The sequence below is a fragment of the Bradyrhizobium sp. HKCCYLRH3073 genome (assembly GCF_051167995.1).
GTDB lineage: Bacteria > Pseudomonadota > Alphaproteobacteria > Rhizobiales > Xanthobacteraceae > Bradyrhizobium.
On sequence record NZ_JBNPUD010000012.1, the window covers coordinates 52,105 to 71,516 of the forward strand.

At 63.5% G+C, this 19,412-nt stretch carries 18 protein-coding genes; 16 read left to right on the forward strand and 2 right to left on the reverse strand.

The window, feature by feature from the left end; translation table 11 throughout:
• The 14 genes from ACQR1X_RS25025 (at window position 1) to ACQR1X_RS25090 (ending at window position 13,938) form a co-directional block, all read left to right on the forward strand.
• On the forward strand, window positions 1–1,995 hold the full coding sequence (locus ACQR1X_RS25025; RefSeq protein WP_434899866.1) for a conjugal transfer protein TraG: 1,995 nt from the start codon (window positions 1–3) through the stop codon (window positions 1,993–1,995).
• A gap of 10 nt (window positions 1,996–2,005) precedes the next feature.
• Window positions 2,006–2,434 (forward strand): CopG family transcriptional regulator, encoded by a 429-nt coding sequence (locus ACQR1X_RS25030; protein ID WP_315716450.1) that lies wholly within the window; start codon window positions 2,006–2,008, stop codon window positions 2,432–2,434.
• A 161-nt stretch (window positions 2,435–2,595) separates the two neighbouring features.
• On the forward strand, window positions 2,596–3,135 hold the full coding sequence (locus tag ACQR1X_RS25035) for a hypothetical protein (protein ID WP_434899789.1): 540 nt from the start codon (window positions 2,596–2,598) through the stop codon (window positions 3,133–3,135).
• 34 nt (window positions 3,136–3,169) lie between these two features.
• The gene (locus tag ACQR1X_RS25040; protein ID WP_434899790.1) at window positions 3,170–4,543 is read left to right on the forward strand and encodes an MFS transporter; all 1,374 of its coding nucleotides are present in this window, start codon (window positions 3,170–3,172) and stop codon (window positions 4,541–4,543) included.
• Window positions 4,544–4,818: 275 nt separating this feature from the next.
• Entirely contained in the window at window positions 4,819–5,790 is a 972-nt protein-coding gene (gene trbB, locus ACQR1X_RS25045) for a P-type conjugative transfer ATPase TrbB (protein ID WP_434899791.1), read from the forward strand.
• Window positions 5,787–6,113 (forward strand): TrbC/VirB2 family protein, encoded by a 327-nt coding sequence (locus ACQR1X_RS25050; protein ID WP_315801451.1) that lies wholly within the window; start codon window positions 5,787–5,789, stop codon window positions 6,111–6,113. Before trbB ends, ACQR1X_RS25050 begins: the two co-directional genes overlap by 4 nt.
• Window positions 6,113–6,376: a VirB3 family type IV secretion system protein gene (locus ACQR1X_RS25055; RefSeq protein WP_315828470.1), complete on the forward strand. Its 264-nt coding sequence runs from the start codon at window positions 6,113–6,115 to the stop codon at window positions 6,374–6,376. Before ACQR1X_RS25050 ends, ACQR1X_RS25055 begins: the two co-directional genes overlap by 1 nt.
• Window positions 6,377–6,383: 7 nt before the next feature.
• The gene (gene trbE / locus ACQR1X_RS25060; RefSeq protein ID WP_434899792.1) at window positions 6,384–8,825 is read left to right on the forward strand and encodes a conjugal transfer protein TrbE; all 2,442 of its coding nucleotides are present in this window, start codon (window positions 6,384–6,386) and stop codon (window positions 8,823–8,825) included.
• Window positions 8,822–9,550 (forward strand): P-type conjugative transfer protein TrbJ, encoded by a 729-nt coding sequence (trbJ, locus tag ACQR1X_RS25065; RefSeq protein WP_434899793.1) that lies wholly within the window; start codon window positions 8,822–8,824, stop codon window positions 9,548–9,550. The genes trbE and trbJ overlap by 4 nt, the downstream gene beginning before the upstream one ends.
• A gap of 73 nt (window positions 9,551–9,623) precedes the next feature.
• Complete coding sequence (gene trbL / locus ACQR1X_RS25070; RefSeq protein ID WP_434899794.1) at window positions 9,624–10,835, forward strand: P-type conjugative transfer protein TrbL; 1,212 nt, start codon at window positions 9,624–9,626, stop codon at window positions 10,833–10,835.
• A 1-nt stretch (window position 10,836) separates the two neighbouring features.
• Window positions 10,837–11,520 (forward strand): conjugal transfer protein TrbF, encoded by a 684-nt coding sequence (gene trbF / locus ACQR1X_RS25075; RefSeq protein WP_315801446.1) that lies wholly within the window; start codon window positions 10,837–10,839, stop codon window positions 11,518–11,520.
• A gap of 32 nt (window positions 11,521–11,552) precedes the next feature.
• A complete protein-coding gene (trbG, locus tag ACQR1X_RS25080; protein WP_315801445.1) occupies window positions 11,553–12,485 on the forward strand; it encodes a P-type conjugative transfer protein TrbG in 933 nt (310 codons plus the stop codon).
• A complete protein-coding gene (locus tag ACQR1X_RS25085) occupies window positions 12,482–13,699 on the forward strand; it encodes a TrbI/VirB10 family protein (protein ID WP_434899795.1) in 1,218 nt (405 codons plus the stop codon). The genes trbG and ACQR1X_RS25085 overlap by 4 nt, the downstream gene beginning before the upstream one ends.
• A gap of 5 nt (window positions 13,700–13,704) precedes the next feature.
• Entirely contained in the window at window positions 13,705–13,938 is a 234-nt protein-coding gene (locus ACQR1X_RS25090; RefSeq protein WP_315716438.1) for a DUF2274 domain-containing protein, read from the forward strand.
• Window positions 13,939–14,235: 297 nt separating this feature from the next.
• Here ACQR1X_RS25090 and ACQR1X_RS25095 read toward each other — a convergent pair whose 3' ends face one another.
• The gene (locus ACQR1X_RS25095; protein ID WP_434899796.1) at window positions 14,236–14,952 is read right to left on the reverse strand and encodes an acyl-homoserine-lactone synthase; all 717 of its coding nucleotides are present in this window, start codon (window positions 14,950–14,952) and stop codon (window positions 14,236–14,238) included.
• A gap of 713 nt (window positions 14,953–15,665) precedes the next feature.
• Here ACQR1X_RS25095 and ACQR1X_RS25100 point away from each other — a divergent pair.
• Both ACQR1X_RS25100 and ACQR1X_RS25105 read left to right on the forward strand, forming a co-directional pair.
• A complete protein-coding gene (locus tag ACQR1X_RS25100; protein WP_315801442.1) occupies window positions 15,666–16,472 on the forward strand; it encodes a helix-turn-helix transcriptional regulator in 807 nt (268 codons plus the stop codon).
• Window positions 16,473–16,883: 411 nt separating this feature from the next.
• Complete coding sequence (locus ACQR1X_RS25105) at window positions 16,884–18,476, forward strand: ABC transporter substrate-binding protein (RefSeq protein ID WP_434899797.1); 1,593 nt, start codon at window positions 16,884–16,886, stop codon at window positions 18,474–18,476.
• Here the strand turns inward: ACQR1X_RS25105 and ACQR1X_RS25110 are convergent.
• Window positions 18,463–19,380, reverse strand: coding sequence for a LysR substrate-binding domain-containing protein (locus tag ACQR1X_RS25110; RefSeq protein ID WP_315801440.1), 918 nt, complete (start codon window positions 19,378–19,380; stop codon window positions 18,463–18,465). The two genes, ACQR1X_RS25105 and ACQR1X_RS25110, sit on opposite strands and share 14 nt — an antisense overlap.
• Window positions 19,381–19,412 lie beyond the last annotated feature (32 nt).

Consider the following 19,412-nt stretch of genomic DNA (forward strand, 5'->3'; position numbering starts at 1 on the left):
ATGCCAGCGACGCGAATCCAATGGACCCAATTGCTCACTGTCTTGCTGATCAACCTGCTCGCGATCTGGGCGGCGACCGAGTGGACGGCCTGGCGACTCGCCTTCCAACCGCGATTGGGGATGCCGTGGTTCATGCTGGCCGGCTGGCCAATCTACTTCCCACCGACGTTCTTCTGGTGGTGGTTCATCTACGATGCCTATGCGCCCTCCATCTTTGCCGAAGGTGCGGCTATCGCGGTCGGTGGCAGCCTCGTGTCCATCGCGGTTGCGATCAGCATGTCGCTCTGGCGATCACGGGAGGCGAAAGCCGCAGCCACCTACGGGTCCGCGCGCTGGGCCGAGCTGGGCGAGGTGCGCAAGGCGGGGCTGCTCGGTGCGGATGGCGTGGTCCTGGGACGCTTGGGAACGCGCTACCTGCGCCATGACGGACCCGAGCATGTGCTCTGCTTTGCGCCGACGCGGTCGGGCAAGGGCGTCGGTCTCGTGGTCCCTTCGCTTCTGACATGGCCGGGCTCGGCCATCGTTCACGACATCAAGGGCGAGAACTGGCAGCTCACGGCGGGATTCCGCGCGCGGCACGGCCGCATATTTCTGTTCGACCCGACCAACCCGAGTGCCTCAGCCTACAATCCGCTGCTCGAGGTCAGGCGAGGGCCCTCCGAGGTGCGTGACGTCCAGAATGTCGCCGACGTGCTGGTGGACCCCGAGGGATCCCTCGACAAGCGCAATCATTGGGAAAAGACCAGCCATTCGCTTCTGGTCGGTGCCATCCTGCACGTTCTCTATGCCGAGCCCGACAAGACCTTGGCCGGCGTTGCCGCGTTCCTCTCCGACCCCCGGCGCACGATCGAGGCGACGTTGATGGCGATGATGGCGACGCATCATCTGGGCGCAGCCGGGCCGCACCCGGTGGTGGCATCGACAGCGCGCGAGCTTCTGAACAAATCCGAGAATGAGCGCTCGGGCGTCCTTTCAACCGCGATGTCATTCCTCGGTCTTTACCGGGATCCGGTGGTGGCTGCTGTCACGGGGAGATGTGATTGGCACATTGCTGATCTGGTTGCAGGGGAGGAGCCCGCGACGCTGTATCTCGTCGTGCCGCCATCCGACATCTCACGTACGAAGCCGCTCATTCGTCTGGTTCTGAACCAGATCGGCCGGCGTCTGACCGAGGATCTCAAGGCAAAGCAGAGCCGTCATCGCGTCCTGATGATGCTGGACGAGTTTCCGGCGTTAGGCCGGCTCGACTTCTTCGAATCCGCTCTCGCCTTCATGGCTGGGTACGGCATCAAGAGCTTCCTGATTGCGCAATCGCTCAATCAGATCGAGAAGGCCTATGGGCAGAACAATGCCATTCTGGACAACTGCCACGTCCGCGTCAGCTTCGCGACCAACGACGAGCGAACCGCCAAGCGCGTCTCGGACGCGCTCGGCACCGCAACCGAAATGCGGGCCGTGAAGAATTATGCCGGGCATCGCCTGGCGCCATGGTTGGGTCACCTCATGGTGTCGCGCCAGGAGACGCCGCGTCCGCTCCTGACGCCGGGCGAGGTGATGCAATTGCCGGCGGCTGATGAGATCGTGATGGTCGCCGGCGCACCACCGATCCGCGCCAGGAAGGTGCGATATTTCGAGGATGAGAGACTGGTCTCGCGCATCCTGCCGCCGCCGGACATCGCCAGGACCAGAGCGTCTGTGGGTGCGGATGACTGGTCATCGCTTGCGCCCCTGACGCCCGTGCTCGCCGGATCCCGGCTGACGGTGCCCACCGAGACAAGGGACGAGCAGGCCAATGGCGGCTTGCGACGCGAGCCGGAGCTGCCGCCGCACGAAGCGATCGCGAGCGAAACCACGAGCGTAGATCCGACGGACGAGTTTTCTGTCGTGTTCGATGACGATGATGGGACGCCGCAGCTGGTCGGCTTACGCGATGCCAGCACGACGAGGATTGCGCGTCAGGCTGCGCTCGACCCGCGCGATGACATGGGCTTGTGAGGACAGACCAATGCGGGATCGAATGAATGTCTACTTCCCGCCGGAGCTGCTGCGGCAGATCGTAGAGCTCGCCGATCGCAGGAAGCTTTCGCGCTCGGCCATCGTCGAGGCGGCGGTTCAGTCGTTCCTGTCGCCGGATGCGGCTGATCGGCGCGAGGCGGCGCTCACACGCCGGCTCGACAGGCTGTCGCGGCAGATGCAGCGGCTCGAACGTGATGTCGGCATCCTTGCCGAGACGCACGCATTGTTCGTTCGCTTCTGGCTGACCGTGACGCCCCCGCTGCCATCCGAAGCGCAGGCCACAGCGCAGGTCAAGGGACGCGAGCGTTTCGAAGGCTTTGTGGAGGCGCTCGGCCGCCGGCTGCAGAAGGGGCAGAGCTTCCTGCGCGAAATCCCGGAGGATTTCGTCAGACCGCCGTCGAGCGAGCCCGGCTCCTGACGCGGAGGAAGCGTCGATCGGGACCGTTCCAGCGCGCGGGGGGCTGAGCTTGGAATCTACGCCAGAGTTTCTTTTCGCGCGCTGGGCTGCGAACGATCGAATCTTGCGCGTGCCAGGCCAGGGAAGCTGACCTAATCGGCGGACCAGATGAGGTCCGAACGATGAAGAACAAAGTCACTTTCCAGCTCTCCAGCGAAATTCTCGCTCGCCTCGCCGGCGCGGCCGAGGAAAGATGCGTGAACCGCGCGATCGTCGTGGAAAAGGCGCTCGAACGCTTTCTGGCCCAGCCGCTGGACGGACCGATGCCGGCGCAAGATCGCCTGCAGGGCCTGGAACAGCAGCTGCAGACGATTCAGCGCGACATTGCGGCCCTCAATGAGACGGTCGCCCTTCATGCACGATACCATCTGGCGTTGACGTCGCTGGCGGATCAGGAGAGCACGGCCGCAGCAAGGGGCGGCGATCGTGATTTCGACCAGGCGATGCGGATTGGCGCGATCCAACAGCTGCAGCGTGACTTGTCGGAAAGGCAGCGACAGACGCGACCCGACGGCGCTGCGCGAGCCAGTCAGGTGAGCCAGCCATCTCCGGCTCAACTTCGCCGTGCCGAGCCTCCAATCGCCGAGGTGTCTTGGGGCGTGCCTGCCGCCGGGGAGGGCGGCGAGGATCCCTTTCGCCTCCCGGCTCAATCAAGCCGTTGAGCGATCCCGCGAGCACGCAGATCACGGCAGTTCGTTGTCGGCCTATGCGTTCGGCCGAAAGGGCACCCAAGCCGGAGACCAAGGCCATCCCGAGATCGCAGGCTGGCGGCTCGCCGCCCTGGTGTTTGTGCCCTTCGCAATGGGCTATTTCCTGTCCTATCTGTTTCGCACCATCAATGGACTCGTCTCTGCCAGTCTTGCCTCAGAGCTCGGGTTGAACGCGGCCGATCTTGGTCTGATCACGGCGGCCTACTTCCTGGTCCTTGCGGCTGCCCAGATCCCGGTCGGCATGATGCTCGACCGCTATGGCCCGCGCCGGGTTCAGAGCGCGCTTCTTGTCGTCGCGGCCTTTGGCGCGGAGGCCTTCGCAAGGTCGTCGGGGCCGCTCTCGCTGCTCCTCTCACGCGCTCTGATCGGGCTCGGGGTCGCTGCGGCTCTGACGGCGGGCCTGAAGGCCATTGTTCTGTGGTTTCCGCGCGAGCGGGTGGCATTGGTCAATGGGTACATGGTCATGCTCGGGGCGCTTGGCGCTGTCAGCGCGACGCTGCCCGCCGAAGCGATCCTGGTGAAGACCGGATGGCGCGGCCTGTTTGACATTCTGGCGATCGCGACAGCTGCAGCGGCGATCCTGATCTATTGCCTGGTGCCGGAGCGCGAAACGCAGGGCTCGTCCGCGTCGGAAGCAGGTGGCTTGCGGAGCATTCTTCGCGACCTCCGGTTCTGGAGGGTCGCGCCGCTATCCGGTGCCTGCATCGGATCGGCGTGGTCGCTCCAGGGCTTATGGGCATCGGCGTGGCTGGCCGACGTGGAGGGCATGACCCGCGCCCAAGTCGTGACAGCGCTGTGTCTGACCGCCCTGATGCTCAGCGTCGGTGCGTGGATGCTCGGTGCGCTGGCCAACTGGACACGACGCAGGGGAGTAGGTCCAGAGCATTTGCTGGCTTTGATCGCAGTGCTCTCCATGGCGGCGCAGCTGGCCCTGGTATGGCGGCTGCCATTGCCGGCGATCGCGCCATGGCTGATCATCGCGATCGTCGGCGCCGCCACCGTGCTCAGCTTTGCGATCATCTCGGACTATTACCCAAAGGAATTGGCTGGCCGCGCCAACGGGGCCTTGAACGTGGTGCATTTCGGGTGGGGGTTTCTGGCCCAGTACGGGATCGGTGTCTTGCTGGCCCAATGGCCGCAATCCAATGGGCACTATCCTGTCGTCGCCTATCAGGTTGCCTTCGGAGTGAACCTCGCGCTGCAGGCAGCAGCACTGATTTGGTTTGCCGCTCCACGAGAGCAGAGGCCGCGATCATCGGAGGCGAGCAGCGGGACCGAATTTGTCATGGCCGACCTCGCCGCGACCTCAAGCGATCGCCCGGCTCTCTCCCGCGAGCCGCCAAGCCATGCCAGATGGTGAGCCGACGCCGCGGCGCCGGTGGCGACCTCCGCCTTCGCTAGAGCAGAGTTCGCCGTCGCTCTCGGCAGCGAGGGGGCGGTGCTGCGGGCCCACGACCCGCGCTCTGAAAGCTGCTGCCCCGCCTTGGTGATCTGCTTGTCCCGCCCGAAAGAGCCCTCCTGTCTCTACGCTTTCCTGCGCCAGGCTACACCCGAAGCTCCGTTGGTCTTGCTGCTGCAGGAGGTCTGCATCTTTGATCATCACAAGCGTTGCTGACCGCGCTTCAATGATCGGAGATGAGAGTGACCGGCTTCGTCCAGACACAGCGCATCACGCGTGGCGCCCGCATGCTGCGGACGGCATTGGGGCCTGCCATCGCGCGTCATCTCGACGATCGATCCGTCGTGGAGATCATGCTCAATCCGGATGGCCGGCTCTGGGTCGATCGGCTCGCGTCTGGCTTGGCCGATACCGGTGAGAGCCTCGCTGCCGGTGATGGCGAGCGCGTCGTCCGGCTGGTCGCGCACCACGTCGGGCTCGAGGTCCACGCGGGCTCTCCGCGCGTGTCGGCGGAGCTGCCGACGACGGGCGAACGTTTCGAAGGCCTGCTGCCGCCGCTCGTTGCAGGCCCGACATTCGCCATCCGCAAGCCGGCCATCGCCGTCTTCACGCTCGACGACTACGTGGCTTGCGGGATTGCGACCGCAGAACAGGCCGGCGTGTTGCGGCGGGCTGTTGCCAACCGCTGCAACATTCTGGTGGCCGGCGGCACCTCGACCGGCAAGACCACGCTGGTCAATGCCTTGCTGGCTGAAGTGGCGATGACCGGCGATCGCATCGTACTGATCGAGGATACGCTCGAGCTGCAATGCTCGGCGCCCAACCTCGTGACGCTTCGAACCAAGCAGGGTGTCGCGTCGCTTTCGGATCTGGTGCGCGCCGCGCTTCGGCTGCGCCCAGATCGCATTCCGATCGGCGAGGTCCGCGGGCCCGAGGCGCTCGATCTCGTCAAGGCCTGGGGCACCGGCCATCCCGGCGGCATCGGCACCATTCATGCCGGGTCCGCGCTCGGCACCCTCCGGCGGCTGGAGCAGCTGATTCAGGAGGCCGTCGTGAGCGTCCCACGTGCTCTGATTGCCGAGACGATCAACGTGATCGCCGTTCTCGCCGGGCGCGGCTCGCAGCGGCGGCTCGGCGAGCTCGTGCGTGTCGAGGGGCTCTCACCTTGCGGAGACTACATCCTCGTTCCTTTGGGAAATCAGCGATGAAGGCGCGACTGTCCTGCTGGTCCGTCGCCACGATTGCGATTGCTGCAGCCGCAGTGCTCGTGGCGGTGGCGCCGGCGCATGCGGCGGGCTCGAACATGCCTTGGGAGCAGCCGCTCAACAAGATCCTGCTTTCGGTCGAGGGACCGGTCGCCAAGATCATCGCCGTGATCATCATCATCACGACGGGTCTGTCACTGGGGTTTGGCGAAACCTCCGGTGGCTTCCGGCGGCTCATCCAGATCGTCTTCGGTCTCTCCATCGCCTTTGCCGCCTCGAGCTTCTTCCTGTCGTTCTTCTCCTTCGGCGGCGGCGTGGTGTTCTGATGGATGGCGAGATCAAGGGCTTCAGCGCGCCTGTGCATCGCTCGCTGACCGAGCCCATTCTGCTCGGGGGCGCGCCGCGATCGGTCGCGATTGTGAACGGCACCGTGTCGGCGGCGCTCGGCCTCGGTTTGCGGCTCTGGCTCTTCGGCCTGCTGCTCTGGTTCGTCTGCCACATGGTCGCGGTCTGGGCGACACGGCGCGATCCGTCCTTTGTCGAGGTCGTGCGCCGCCACCTGCGGATTCCCAATCATCTCAGCCAGTGAGGCTCTCATGTTCAATTTGGCCGAATACCGCCGCACCAATATCCGGCTTGCAGACTTCCTGCCCTGGGCGGCGCTGGTGGACGAGGGCGTCGTTCTCAACAAGGACGGCTCGCTGCAACGGACGGCGCGTTTTCGCGGGCCTGACCTGGAGAGCTCGGTCGCATCCGAGCTCACGGCAGTCGCCTTCCGTCTCAACAACGCTTTGCGGCGCCTGGGGTCGGGCTGGGCGATCTTCGTCGAGGCGCAGCGGCATTCGGCCGGAGCCTACCCAACTTGCGTGTTTCCGGATGCCGCGTCCGCCCTGGTCGATGCCGAGAGAAAGGCACAGTTCGAGGAGCAGGCGGCGCACTACGAGTCGAGCTATTATTTGACGTTTCTGTACCTGCCGCCGCGAGAAGACGTCGCCCGCTCCGAACGAGTGCTCTATGAAGGCGCGCCGCAGCCGGAGGGCTCGCGCGGCCGCGACATCCTGCGCAGCTTTGTCGATCGCACCGACCGCATTCTGCAGCTCGTCGGCGGCTTCATGCCGGAATGCGGCTGGCTCGGCGACGACGCCGTGCTGAGCTATCTGCACTCGACCGTCTCGACCAAGCGCCAGCGGGTCCGCGTCCCTGAAATCCCCATGCATCTGGATGGGCTGCTCGCCGACCAACCGCTGACCTGCGGCCTCGCGCCGATGTTGGGGGCGGTCAATCTCCGCGTGCTCACCATCATCGGCTTTCCCTCTGCGACGACGCCAGGAGTGCTGGACGAATTGAACGGGCTTGCGTTCGCCTACCGCTGGTCGACCCGCGCCATCATGCTCGACAAGCAGGATGCCGTGAAGCTCGTGACACGGATCCGCCGGCAGTGGTTTGCCAAGCGCAAATCTCTGGCGGCGATCCTCAAGGAGGTCGTGACCAACGAGGCGGCAAGCCTTGTTGACAGCGACGCCCACAACAAGACCGCTGACGCCGATGCGGCGCTGCAGGATCTCGGCTCCGATGAGATCAGCCAGGCCTATGTCACCGCGACTGTGACGGTGTGGGATCCTGATCCGGCGAGAGCTGACGAGAAGCTGCGCCTGGTGGAGAAGGTGATCCAGGGGCGCGATTTCACCTGCATGACGGAGACTGTGAATGCGGTTGAGGCCTGGCTCGGCAGCCTTCCGGGGCACGTCTATGCCAATGTGCGCCAGCCGCCGCTGTCGACGCTGAACCTTGCGCATCTCGTCCCGCTCTCGGCGGTCTGGGCAGGCGAGGTGCGTGACCATCATCTGAGGGCGCCTGCGCTGCTGTTCGGCCGCACCGAGGGCGCGACGCCATTCCGGTTCTCGCTCCATGTCGGCGATGTCGGCCACACGCTGGTGGTCGGACCGACCGGAGCCGGCAAATCGGTGCTGCTGGCGCTGATGGCGCTGCAGTTCCGCCGCTATCCGAATGCGCAGATCCTTGCGTTCGATTTCGGCGGCTCCCTGCGGGCCGCCGCGCTTGCCATGGAAGGTGACTGGCATGATCTCGGTGGAGCGCTGTCGGCCGATAGCGAGACCTCGATCGCGCTGCAGCCGCTGGCAGGCATCGGTGATGTGATGGAGCGCGCTTGGGCGGCGGATTGGATCGCTGGCCTGCTGGCTCGCGAGAAGATCGTGGTGACGCCGGACGCCAAGGAGCATCTCTGGTCGGCGCTGACCTCGCTGGCTTCCGCGCCAGCTTCTGAGCGGACTCTGACCGGCCTGTCGGTGTTGCTGCAGTCGAACAGCTTGAAACGGGCCCTCAAGCCGTATTGCCTCGATGGCGCTCACGGACGACTGCTGGATGCCGATCATGAGCTCGTCGGCGATCGGGCGGTGCAGGTGTTTGAGACCGAAGGGTTGATCGGGACCGCTGCAGCTCCGGCTGTCCTCGCTTATCTGTTCCACAAGATCGCCCGGCAGCTCGACGGCCGCCCGACACTTCTGATCGTCGATGAAGGATGGCTGGCGCTGGACGACGCCGACTTCGCGGGCCAGCTCAGGGAGTGGCTGAAGACCCTGCGCAAGAAGAACGCCTCCGTCGTTTTCGCGACCCAGTCGCTATCCGACATCGACGGCTCGCCGATCGCACCCGCCATCATCGAGAGCTGCCCGAGCCGCATCCTGCTGCCGAACGAGCGGGCGCTCGAGCCACAGATCATGGGCATCTATCGTCGCTTCGGTCTCAATGATCGTCAGATCGAGCTCGTCAGCCGTGCGGCCCCCAAGCGCGACTATTACTGCCAGTCGCGCCGCGGCAACCGCATGTTCGAGCTCGGTCTCGGCGAGGTCGCGCTCGCCTTTGCCGCGGCGTCGTCCAAAGCCGATCAGGCCGCGATCTCGGACGTTCTGAAGTCCGCCGGCAGGGACGGCTTTGCGGCAGCGTGGTTGCGGCACCTCAAGCTTGGCTGGGCAGCCGACCTCATCCCCGGCCTGGACAATCTGGAAACGCGGCAATGATCTCTGGCAAGCGATGGGCCGCGGCGTTGGCGCTGCTGGTTCTGACCTCGGCGGGTCCGGTGCGGGCCCAGCTCGTCGTCTTCGACCCCAACAATTATGCTCAGAACGTGGTGACCGCAGCGCGCGAGCTGCAGCAGATCAACAATCAGATCCTGGCCCTGCAGAACCAAGCTCAGATGCTGATCAATCAGTCGCGCAACCTCGTCAGCCAGCCGTATTCGTCATTGACGCAGCTGCAGCAATCCATCGAGCGGACCCGGGAACTGCTCAAGCAGGCTCAGCGCCTGGCCTACGACGTGCAGCAGATCGAGCAGGCGTTCAAGACGATCTACGCGCCGGCAGCCGCCGGCGCCAGCGCCGCTGACCTCGCAGACAATGCGCGCTCACGCTGGCAGACGTCCGTAGCCGCTCTGCAGGATGCGCTCAAGCTTCAGGCAGGCGTGGTCGGCAATCTCGACACCATCAAGAGCCAGTCCGCCGCGCTGGTTGCCGCGAGCCAAGGAGCCGCCGGCGCCTTGGCTGTCAGGCAAGCCGGCAACCAGATCCTGGCGATGCAGGCGCAACAGCTTGCGGATCTGACGGCGGTCGTGGCCGCCCAGGGACGGGCCCAGAGCCTCACCATGGCGGAGGGCGCGGCGGCAAAGGATCAGGCACGCGAACAGCTTCGCCGCTTCCTGACGCAGGGTCAGGGCGACCAGCCCTCCAACGTACGAATGTTTCACTGATGATGAAGAGAGTTCTGGACAAAACCTGCGGATTCGCTGCTGCCGCGCGGCAGCTCATCGCTGAGATGGCCCGATGACAGGAACGGGGATCATCGATCAGTTCCTGGAGACCTTTACCCGGACCATCGACAGCGGCTTTGGTCTGGTGGGCGGTGAGGTCGGATATCTCGCAACCACGCTCGTCGCCATCGATGTCACGCTGGCTGCGCTGTTCTGGGCTTTCGGCGGCGAGGACGATGTCATCGCCCGGCTGGTGAAGAAGACCTTGTTTGTCGGCGTGTTCGCCTACCTGATCGGCAATTGGAACAGCCTCGCCCGCGTCGTCTTCGAGAGCTTCGCAGCACTTGGCCTGAAGGCGGCTGGCTCGGCGCTGTCGGCAGCGGACTTCCTGCGCCCGGGCAGGATCGCGCAAGTCGGTCTCGACACCGGGCGGCCACTGCTCCAGGCGATCTCGGGCCTCCTCGGCTATGTGAGCTTCTTCGAAAACTTCCTGCAGATTGCGATCCTGCTGTTTGCGTGGGTGGTCGTGCTGCTCGCCTTCTTCATTCTGGCCATTCAGCTCTTCGTCACCCTGATCGAGTTCAAGCTCACGGCGCTTGCTGGATTTGTGCTCATCCCGTTCGGTCTGTTCGGCAAGACCGCCTTCGCGGCCGAACGTGTGCTCGGCAATGTCATCTCCTCCGGTGTGAAGGTCTTGCTGCTCGCCCTGATCTCAGGAGCCGGCTCATCGCTGTTCGGGCAGTTGACCCAGGTGACGGCTGCCGATCCTCCAACGGTGGAGAGCGCCATGACCCTGGTCCTGGCGTCCCTGTCGCTGCTCGGCCTTGGATTGTTCGGGCCCGGGATCGCCAATGGTCTTGTCAGTGGCGGACCGCAGCTTGGAGCAGGGAGCGCGGTCGGAGCGTCGCTTGCAGCGGGCGGTCTCGTCGTTGCCGGCGCCGGCATGGCCGCTGGTGCAGCGGGACTCGCAGGCGGCGCGATCTCTGGTGCGAGCCGTGCAGTCGCGCCGCTTGGCGCTGTGGCGTCCGGCGGAGGGCGCGTCGGTGGCGCTGCCGTCGAGGCCGCAGGAGCGAACGCGAGTCCCCTGCGTCCAAAGGCGAATGCCGAGGCCGGCGGCTCGGATCAGCCGGGTCAGGCCGACGGCCCTGGCTCTCCAATGTGGGCGCGGCGCATGAAGGCTGCGCGCGCCGTCCATCAGGGCGCATCTACAACGGCACAGGCCGTTCGCCATGCCGAGCACGGCGGGCAGGGAAGCGCGGTCGATCTCTCCGAGGGGAAATCCTGACATGTTCAAGCGATCATCTGTTCATTACGGCCGTACGCCCGAGCCGGTGACGCCCTATCAGAAGGCAGCACAGGTCTGGGATGAGCGCATCGGCTCTGCGCGCGTGCAGGCCAAGAACTGGCGGCTGATGGCGTTCGGCTGCCTCACACTCGCCGCAGGCCTCGCGTCCGCCCTGATCTGGCAGTCGGCCCGCGGTACGGTGACGCCCTGGGTGGTCGAGGTTGGCCATCTCGGCGAGGTCCAGCGGGTGGCGCCTGCGGTGGCTGACTACATGCCAACCGATCCGCAGGTCGCCTTCCATCTTGCCCGGTTCATCGAGGACGTGAGAGGTCTGCCAGCCGATGGCATCGTACTGCGCCAGAATTGGCTGCGCGCCTACGACTTCACGACCGATCGCGGCGCGGCTGCCCTGAATGACTATGCCCGCTCCAACGATCCTTTTAGCAAGCTCGGGAAGATCCAGGTCTCGGTCGAGGTCTCCAGTGTGATCCGCGCCTCGCCGGACAGCTTCCGGATCGCCTGGGTCGAGCGTCGCTACGAGAACGGCGCCTCGGTTGCGACCGAACGCTGGAGCGCGATCCTCACCCTCGTGCTCGCCATGCCGGACGATGCCGACCGCCTGCGCAAGAACCCGCTCGGCGTCTACGTCCAAGCCATCAACTGGTCGAAGGAGCTGTCGCAATGAGCAAGCCAATGGTCCGGAGGGCTGGAGGGCCAATGATGGCGGGGGCCGCCGTTCTGGTTCTGCTCTGCAGCTGCACAACGACCAATCTGCCGAAGATCACCTATGACAGCGAAGCACCACCCTTGCCGGCGCCGCCAGCCGCGCTGGATGGAAAGGTTCAGCCGCTTCATCTTCCGCCGCCCTGGAAAGTGTCCCTTGGTGGCAAGGCGGGAGCCCAGGAAGAAGCGGAGCCGCTCGACCGCGTCGAGATGGCCAATAGCGCGGCGCGGGTCGAACCGCGCAAGAAGGGCTACTTCAACGCGACGCAGATCTATGCCTACAGTCCCGGCGCGCTCTATCAGGTCTATGCGGCGCCCGGGCAGATCACCGACATCATGCTCGAGGAAGGTGAACAGCTCACAGGGTCGGGACCCGTGTCCGCCGGCGACACCGTGCGCTGGGTCGTCGGCGATACCGAGAGCGGTGCGGGCGAACGCCGCCGCGTTCACATCCTGGTCAAGCCGACGCGTGCCGCGATCGAAACCAATCTCATCGTCAACACCGACCGGCGGACCTATCTGCTCGAGCTGCGCGCTCGTGACAAGCCGTATATGCCCGCCGTGGCCTGGTACTATCCCCAGAATGCCGAGACGAGAGCGCGCCAGCTCGTCTTGAGGCCGGAGCTGCCCAATCCGGCGCTGCGACGCTTCCGCTATCGCATCGAGGGGGATGATCCGCCATGGAGGCCGGTCAACGCCTATGACGACGGTCGCAAGGTCTATATCGAGTTTGCCCCTGGCATCGTGCAGGGTGAATTGCCGCCCTTGTTCGTCATCGGGAGCGATGGTGCGCCCGAGATCGTCAACTACCGTGCCTTCCGCAACATCATGATCGTCGATCGGCTGTTTGCCGCAGCCGAGTTGCGCCTCGGCGGCGAGGAGCAGCGCAAGGTCAGGATCGTCAGAACCGATGGAGCCTCAGGGTGAAAAACGAGGAGGATGAGGCTTCTGCGTCTCAGGCTCCGTCTGCAGCCGAGAAGGCTGAGCGGCGCACGAAAAGAATGCACCTGAACGGAGATCTTCCCCCCGTCACGCGGCTGTCGCGCAATGTCCTGGCCGGCGGCAGCGCAGTGGCGCTCCTGTTGATGGGAGGCGCCGTCGTCTGGACATTGCAGACCAACAGGCCGAGCAAATCGGGCCCATCCGAGCTCTACAGCACCGATCATCACGACGTCGCGGACGGGGTTTCGGCCCTGCCGCGTGACTACGCCAGTCTTCCCAAGAATCTCCCGACAAACGTCCCAGTGATCGGACCGCCGCTGCCCGGGGATCTCGGCAAGGCGATTGTCGCTGCGCAGGGCCAGGCACTTGCGGTCACCCCCGATCAGGAGCAGCTCCGCCATGAGCAGGAGCGGGACGCCGCTCGCTTGAGCCGCCTGTTCGCGACAGTCAATGTTCGTGGCACCGAGGCCGCGGCGAGCGGGCCTCAGACCAGCCAACGCGGGGGCGCGATGTCCAGTCCCGACGACGCGTTCACCCAGAATGGCCAGGACCGCAAGCTCGCCTTCGTCAATGCCGCGGTCGATCGCCGGACCACGAGTCCCGACCGTGTCAGCCGGCCGGCCTCCCCCTATGTGGTTCTGGCCGGGACCGTCATTGCGGGGGCTCTGATCACGGGCATTCGCTCCGATCTGCCGGGACAGATCACCGCTCAGGTCACGGAGAACGTCTTCGATTCCCCGTCAGGCCGCTTCCTGCTTGTCCCGCAGGGAGCACGGCTGATCGGGATATACGATAGCCAGGTGACGGCCGGGCAATCGCGCGTGCTCCTGGTCTGGACCAGGCTGATCATGCCCAATGGCCGGTCGATCGTCCTGGAACGGCAGCAGGGCGCCGACGCTGCCGGTTATTCGGGTCTCTCGGACGAGGTCGATAACCACTTCAGGCAGCTGGTTGGCGCAGCGCTGCTCTCGACGCTGCTCTCGATGGGCAGCGAGGTCAATGCGGGCGCCAATCAAAATACGAACAATGCCGCGATCATCCAGGCGCTCCGCCAGGGCTTCGGCAGCTCCATGAGCCGCACAGGTCAGCAGCTGGTTGCTCAGCAGATGAACGTCCAGCCGACTCTGACAGTGAGGCCGGGCTTTCCGGTCCGCGTGATCGTCAATCGTGATCTCGTGCTCGAGCCGTATCAGGGGTAGCAGTCATGGCGAAGCTGAAGATCTCGGAACTTCCCGATGAGAAGCCGGTCAAGATCACGGTCGAACTGTCAGCGAACGTGTTTCGCGATCTGCAGGCCTACGCCGAAGCTGTCGGCCGCCATTCGGACCAGCCGGCCAATGATCTTGGTCGCCTGGCCTCGGCCATGGTGGCACGTTTCATGGCGACTGATCGGGCGTTTGCCAAGTCGAAGCGAGCACCCGCCATCAAAGCCAGATAGACCCGGAGCCGCGCATCGCGTCGGCTTGCTCCGCAATGCATACAACCCACGACCGCCCGGCGCTCAAAGTTGATGCATTCGGCGTTCCTGAAGCAGGAAGCTTTGGAGCGCCAAATCCAGCGTGGCGGGCTTTCTTGAGCGAAGGAGCCGACGCGTTGATCGCCACCGATTGCGGTGATGCCGCATCTTCTTCAGAGACCGTCAATCGCGCTTAGGCCCAAAGCCTGATGCAAGCGCTGATCGGCCCTCGCTGGCGGGCCCTACGGCGGCAAGATGGTCGAAGGTTCGGGATCGCGCTCATCCAGCCTCCACGAGCCCTTCCAACTCCGGGCTGCAGGCCAGTCCTTTGGTCTCCGATGGAGCATCCTCTGCCAAGCGCGGGGACAGTGCTGATGCGGCAGGTCCAGGAGAAGGGCTCTCATGCAGCGCCTTCGGAAGGCCGGTATGCTGGCGAACCAATTCCAGCACGGCTGATGATACCCCGATATAGGCTGCCCCAATGTCATGCCCCGGAAACGGCAGCTTCGCTCCCAGTGGCCTCACCGGGCAGCCATGGGCAGCGATGACATTCTTGAAGATCCAGCTGGGCATGACGCCAAGATAGGACGAGATGCCGTTGGCGAGGCCGAATTCCTGACAGGCCTGTATGAGCTGCCCGATCACTCGGCGCCGTCCGCCGGCGCTCAGCGCACGATCGCAGCCGAATCGCGATGCTTCCCAGATTTCGTCCGAATGCGGCAGCAAGCCTTCAACCAGGTTGGGCCACAAGGACTTGACCATGTAGGGGCGTGTGGTCGGAATCAGCCGTGCAGTTCCAAGCGCCTGATCTTGCTCGTCCACGACCAGGATGTAGGTGGCTGCCGGTGTGTCGAACTCATCATATTCCATGCCCTGATAATGAGGCACGGACCAGCCCTGGCGCTCGACGAACATCCGGTACCGCAACCGATGATGCGAAATCCAGGCTTCGCCATATCGATGGACGGTTTCCCACCTGATCAAAAGGGTACGCATGAGCATCTTCCAATGTGCCACGTGACGGGAAGATGCAGACTAATCGGCACAGCGCCAGCGAGGCAGCTACCCAGTCGAGTAGTTCATGCGTCTATGGAGCGGCTGCGGTCCTACCGGCTGCTCAGAGGAAGACAACTGTCAGACATCGCCCCAATATCACCTACAATCGGACGCAATTCTGGGTTGTATTGGGGTGTAGTTCTTGGCTTTTGCAAGGCTCGTCCAGGCCCGTTTGAACGGGTTCAGTGTGGGATGGCCGCGAGGCCTGACTTGCGCGTGCTGCGTGCCGGGAAGAATGTCCCTAGTGCGCATGATCCGATCGAAACTTAAGCCGGCAACCTCATGCATGCTGACACACGTGCCGAGGAGCGCTTATCAAACAGGCACTTTGCTGCGCGATCTGGTTGCCTGAGTCGGCAAGACCGTCAGGGCCGCCGCTTCCGGAGGAGGGCGATGTTGATGACATCGCGACTTCTGAAAAGATCAATCGAATATGATCGTCAATTGCACGGCGAAGCGTATCATGGTACGGTCTACCTCAGGTTGGGTCGGGGTTTGGACAATCGAGCGCCTGCTTCTCGCCTTGATAGAGGCAGACGAGGGGGCCGAGGGGGCAAGGACGGACCGTCGGCAATCGGGACATTCAGACGGATTCGTTTTCACGATTACATCTGGGCCGAAGTTTGCGCAGCTTTGTCTGCCGTGAGGTAGCAATGGACCTCTTCAGCTTCATCGATTGTGCAAACCGCACGCAGTCGCTGTCCGACCTCTTCGATCTTCTCGTCGGTTCTGCAGCCGATGAGGGGTTTGGCCAAGTGGCTTATGGCGCCCTGAACTATGAAGAGACGGTACGGCTGCCAGAGCATCCTATGCCGGCCGTCGCTCTCAACTTTCCGCTCGATTGGCGAGAGCACTATTTCGAGCGCAAGTATCACGAGATCGATCCGGTCGTCAGGCGAACCCCGTTTCATAGCAGTCCATTCATGTGGGATCAGCTGCTCGAGCAGAAGCAGCTGCAGGACGGTGAGCGGTTGGTCCTTCGTGAGAGCCGCGAAGCCGGTCTCAAGCACGGGGTGAGCGTGCCGCTGTTTGGGCCGTCGGGGCGCATCTCCGTTCTATCCTTTGCATCCAGCTTCGACGATGCCGAGCCGATCCGGCACATGAAGCATCTTCACGCCTTGGCGTGTCAGTTCCATGTTGCTTTTGGCGAGCTTGCCCAGCCAGCGATGGGTAAGAAGGCGATTGGGCTCTCGCAGCGCGAACGCGAATGCCTGAAGTGGACCGCAGAGGGCAAATCCTCCTGGGATATCGGAATCATCCTCAAGATCAGCGAAAACACGATCAATTTTCACCTCAAGAAGGCGATGAGAAAGCTTGGCACGAACAGCCGGACGGTCGCCGTCGTGAGGGCAATAAGGCTTGGTCTCATTGAGATCCCTGGATTATCCGGCTCATCCGTGTCGGCGTGGACCGATACGCCACCGACTGAAGCCGACGCCGCCCAACCGTTGCCGCTTTGACACTCACGAAGAAGCGCCGGTCCTGCGCGGCGCGCAATTGGCGAAACGGCGCGATGGTCGCGCGCAATCGCTAGCTTTGAGATCGATCGCTTCCGTAAGCCAACCACGGCGCGTTCTCCGCCGATGCGCGCGGCGGTGTGGCGGCACTCGGTTCCGCGTGCCGCCTGTGACGGAGCTATGCTCATGCTCTCGTGCGGGGCCGTTCCGGATGGAGGCGGCGCGCTCCGGGTAGACGATTCGCCGGGTCTGCAGTCACTGCCGCCGCCTGGATCCTGGTACTCGAAATTTCCTGCCGCGGTTGAGCTTCGCCGTTAGCCCATAACGCCCAAGAATAGGTCTCCTTGATTTCGGACTTTGACAGAGACGCGGGACTCTTCCAGCCTGACGCGTGGGCAACGGGCGAGGCACCGGATGAAGTACGTCTCTATGAAGTACGTCTCTATGAAATACGTCTCTATTTTGGCTTTCTGCATCGCCGTCACGGTGCATGCGACCGGTGATGTGTCTGCAGCGGAAGCCCCGGGGACCACCCTGCAAATCGGGGCCGGTGGATCAGACATTACCACGCTTGACCCCCATCGTGCGACGACCAGCACCGACAAGCCGCTGATCGGCCTGATGTTCAACGGCCTGGTTCGATTCAAGCCAGGGAGCGCGGACCCCAAGGATCTCGAACCCGATCTCGCCGAGCGCTGGGAAACGTCTCCAGACGGACGAGTCTGGACCTTCTTCCTCCGGAAGGGCGTCAAGTTTCACGGCGACTGGGGCAGCCTCACCGCAGATGATGTCGTCTACTCGCTGACACGTGCCGCAGACCCCAGCCGATCGAGTTTCGCTGCAGACTTCTCCGCGGTGGATAGCATCGCCAAGGTAGACGGGTCCACCGTTCGCATTGCCCTGAAGTATCCAGATCCGAATTTCCTCGGCCGCTTGTCCAACTATCACGGTGGAAACATTGTCTGCAAAAGAGCAGTGGAGGAGCTCGGAGACAAGTTTGCCTCCAACCCCGTTGGTACGGGTCCGTTTGCGTTTTCAGAGCATGAAACGCAGCGGCATGTGAAGCTGGTCGCAAACGAGGGCTATTTCCGCGGCCGGCCGCAGATCAGCAATATCATGTACCGTACGATCCCCTCCGACAGCGCCCGCGAGCTCGCCTTTGCGTCCGGAGAGCTCGACGTCATCCAAGGCCGGCGCGAGCAACGCTGGGTCGATATGACCCGCCAGCGCGGCAACATGGTCGTTGATGTCTTCCGTCCAGGAGAGTTTCGAACGCTTCACATCAACAACAGTATTCCGCCGCTCGATGACTTGAAGGTCCGACAGGCAATCGCCGCTGCGGTCAATCTCGACGATCTCGTGCAGTTTGTCGGTAAGAGCGTGAGTCTGAAAGGCTGCTCGGTCGTGCCCCCGGGCTACATCGGAGAGGATTGTTCATCTGGGGCTTATGCTTACGATCCGGTGAAGGCCAAGGCGCTTCTGGCCGAAGCGGGCTACCCAAATGGCCTGACGCTCAAGGTCGTGGTGTCCAATATCTCGGCTATCCTGCCGACAATGGAAATTATTCAGCGCCAGCTCGCAAAGGCCGGTATCAAGCTGGATATGAGCGTTGTCGATCACGCCACCTATCAGAGCCAAATTCGCGGCAATGCCAGTGCTCTGGTGTTTTATGGCGCCGCCAGATTTCCGGTCGCCGACACTTATCTGACCGAGTTCTATCACTCGAGCTCGAGCATTGGAAAGCCGACGGCGGTTGCAAATTTCTCCCATTGCGACGTTGCGGACGCCGACATACAGGCGGCGCGGGTGGAAGGCAGTGTGGAGCGGCAGCAGGAGCTGTGGAAGGAGGCTCAGCGCAAGATCCACGACGCCGTCTGTTCTGTTCCGCTGTTCGAGCTTCAGCAGGTCTGGGGGCACAGCAAGCGTGTCAACTACGGCTATGAGCTCAAAGGAGCCATGAATCTCGCTCCGCCGATCACCGAGGCGACGACGCTTATGCCGCGCTGAGCGACTCCTGGGAAAGCCGTGCGGCCGTCGTGCGCGCCTGCTGCAGGAAGGCGTCGACCAGACTTGCATTGCGGCTGTCGCGCATTCGACAGAGCTGGAAGTCGTAAGACAAAGCGGGCTCGAAGCGTCTGATGGCCAGACGATCCTGAAGCCCGCTGAACATCAAAGGGTGCACCAGCGCGACGCCGAGGCCGGCTGCCACGAATTCGCACAGGGTCGGCGAGACATTGGCAACGAGCACGGTGTTGGGTCTGACGTTGTAGGCGTCGAACATCGTCGCAATGCACTGACCGGCCTGGCTCTCAGGATCGAAAGACACGAAGGGAATGTTGTCGAGATCATCCGGCTCCACAACGTTCTTCATGGCGAGGGGATGATCGGTCGGCATGATGCAGACGAGCGGGTGCTGGGTCAGCGGTTCGGCGATCACATAGGGATTGTCGATCCGCGAGCTGACAAGGCCGACATCGAGCTTGCGTGTGACCAGCCAGTCCACGATCCATTCCGAGCTGCGTGACTTGACCGAGCAGAACACGTTGGGATGCTGCTGAAGGAAGCCCATCGTCGCCTGCTGGATGAACGAACGCGACAAAGCCGGCATGACTCCGACAAGAAGCTGCCCCTGCTCCTCGCGGCGGATGGCCTCGACGGCATTCTCCACCTGGCGGACACCTGAAAAAATCCGATCAATCTCCTTGTAAAGCCGCATGCCGCGTTCTGTCGGAGCAAGGCGCCCCTTGACGCGATCGAACAGGCTGAGCCGGGTATCCTCTTCGAGATGAGCGATCAGTTTGCTCATCGCGGGCTGGGAGATGTTGAGGATCAAAGCGGCTCGGCTGATCGAGCCGCTCTCGATCACCGCTTTGAACGCCTCAACCTGTCTGAGATTGATCTGACGAGCCATCCCATAACCCTGAAGAATACAGCCAGAGATTT

What these genes read in the sequence shown, in the direction of transcription:
- ACQR1X_RS25025 (WP_434899866.1), top strand. Translation starts at nt 1, where the DNA reads ATGCCAGCGACGCGAATCCAATGGACCCAATTGCTCACTGTCTTGCTG.
- ACQR1X_RS25030 (WP_315716450.1), top strand. Translation starts at nt 2,006, where the DNA reads ATGCGGGATCGAATGAATGTCTACTTCCCGCCGGAGCTGCTGCGGCAG.
- ACQR1X_RS25035 (WP_434899789.1), top strand. Translation starts at nt 2,596, where the DNA reads ATGAAGAACAAAGTCACTTTCCAGCTCTCCAGCGAAATTCTCGCTCGC.
- trbB (WP_434899791.1), top strand. Translation starts at nt 4,819, where the DNA reads ATGAGAGTGACCGGCTTCGTCCAGACACAGCGCATCACGCGTGGCGCC.
- ACQR1X_RS25050 (WP_315801451.1), top strand. Translation starts at nt 5,787, where the DNA reads ATGAAGGCGCGACTGTCCTGCTGGTCCGTCGCCACGATTGCGATTGCT.
- ACQR1X_RS25055 (WP_315828470.1), top strand. Translation starts at nt 6,113, where the DNA reads ATGGATGGCGAGATCAAGGGCTTCAGCGCGCCTGTGCATCGCTCGCTG.
- trbE (WP_434899792.1), top strand. Translation starts at nt 6,384, where the DNA reads ATGTTCAATTTGGCCGAATACCGCCGCACCAATATCCGGCTTGCAGAC.
- trbJ (WP_434899793.1), top strand. Translation starts at nt 8,822, where the DNA reads ATGATCTCTGGCAAGCGATGGGCCGCGGCGTTGGCGCTGCTGGTTCTG.
- trbL (WP_434899794.1), top strand. Translation starts at nt 9,624, where the DNA reads ATGACAGGAACGGGGATCATCGATCAGTTCCTGGAGACCTTTACCCGG.
- trbF (WP_315801446.1), top strand. Translation starts at nt 10,837, where the DNA reads ATGTTCAAGCGATCATCTGTTCATTACGGCCGTACGCCCGAGCCGGTG.
- trbG (WP_315801445.1), top strand. Translation starts at nt 11,553, where the DNA reads ATGATGGCGGGGGCCGCCGTTCTGGTTCTGCTCTGCAGCTGCACAACG.
- ACQR1X_RS25090 (WP_315716438.1), top strand. Translation starts at nt 13,705, where the DNA reads ATGGCGAAGCTGAAGATCTCGGAACTTCCCGATGAGAAGCCGGTCAAG.
- ACQR1X_RS25095 (WP_434899796.1), bottom strand. Translation starts at nt 14,952, where the DNA reads ATGCGTACCCTTTTGATCAGGTGGGAAACCGTCCATCGATATGGCGAA.
- ACQR1X_RS25100 (WP_315801442.1), top strand. Translation starts at nt 15,666, where the DNA reads ATGGACCTCTTCAGCTTCATCGATTGTGCAAACCGCACGCAGTCGCTG.
- ACQR1X_RS25105 (WP_434899797.1), top strand. Translation starts at nt 16,884, where the DNA reads ATGAAGTACGTCTCTATGAAGTACGTCTCTATGAAATACGTCTCTATT.
- ACQR1X_RS25110 (WP_315801440.1), bottom strand. Translation starts at nt 19,380, where the DNA reads ATGGCTCGTCAGATCAATCTCAGACAGGTTGAGGCGTTCAAAGCGGTG.